Source organism: Mesorhizobium sp. M7A.F.Ca.AU.002.02.1.1 (assembly GCF_003998535.1).
Lineage (GTDB): Bacteria > Pseudomonadota > Alphaproteobacteria > Rhizobiales > Rhizobiaceae > Mesorhizobium > Mesorhizobium ciceri.
Genome location: NZ_RZPB01001279.1, coordinates 1 through 1001 on the forward strand (window position 1 = coordinate 1; position 1001 = coordinate 1001).

Below are 1001 nucleotides of genomic sequence, written 5' to 3' on the forward strand. Positions count from 1 at the left end.
CCTATGGCAACGCCAACGAGATCGTCAAGGAAATGGCCTATGAGGTGCTGCCTGTGGTCAGACACACGCCGGTGCTGGCCGGCGTCAACGGCACCGACCCGTTCGTCATCATGCCGCTGCTATTGGCAGAGCTGAAGACGATGGGCTTTTCCGGCGTGCAGAATTTTCCCACCATCGGCCTGTTCGACGGCAGCATGCGGCAGAGCTTCGAGGAAACCGGCATGGGCTTCGGCCTCGAGGTCGACATGATCGCCGAGGCGCACAAGCTCGATCTCTTGACCACGCCCTATGTCTTCAACCCGGATGAGGCCCGCGCCATGACCAAGGCCGGTGCCGACATCGTCGTCGCCCATATGGGTGTGACGACAGGCGGCTCGATCGGCGCCACGTCAGCCAAGTCGCTCGACGACTGCATTCAGGAGATCGACGCCATCGCCAATGCCGCGCGCTCGGTGCGCAAGGATGTCATCCTGCTTTGCCATGGCGGCCCGATTTCGATGCCCGACGACGCCCGTTACATTCTCTCCCAGGCCAAGGGCCTGCACGGCTTCTATGGCGCCAGCTCGATGGAACGGCTGCCGGCGGAAGCCGCGATCGCCAAGCAGACGGCCGATTTCAAGGCCGTCGCGCTCGGCGGCCAGAAGACCACATTCAAGAAAAAGAAGGGATGAGTGAGATGACCGACAAGAGCAAAGTGTTCGTGTACCCGAAGGACGTCAGCGCCTTCGGCTTCGACTGGGGAAAATTGGCGCTGACGGTGGCGCCCGAAGTGAATGGCGCAACCCGCTTTTCCGGCGGGGTCGTCGACCTGCCTTCCGGCAAGGGCCACACGCGCCACAACCATCCGGGCGCGGAAGAAATCATCTTCGTCATCTCAGGCCATGGCGAACAGATGGTCGAGGACGAGAAGGGCAATCCGATGGTCGAGAAGGTCGGCCCCGGCTGCACCATCTACGTGCCGGAAAGCCGCTTTCATTCGACGCTCAACACCGGCGACGGGC

2 protein-coding genes are annotated in these 1001 nt (G+C 62.3%); both read left to right on the forward strand.

Annotated elements, in window-relative coordinates:
• Positions 1–671, forward strand: a 671-nt coding sequence (locus EN879_RS37115; protein WP_164774904.1) for a phosphoenolpyruvate hydrolase family protein, incomplete at its 5' end; no start/stop codon positions are given.
• 5 nt (positions 672–676) lie between these two features.
• Positions 677–1001, forward strand: a 325-nt coding sequence (locus EN879_RS37120) for a cupin domain-containing protein (RefSeq protein ID WP_127274768.1), incomplete at its 3' end; no start/stop codon positions are given.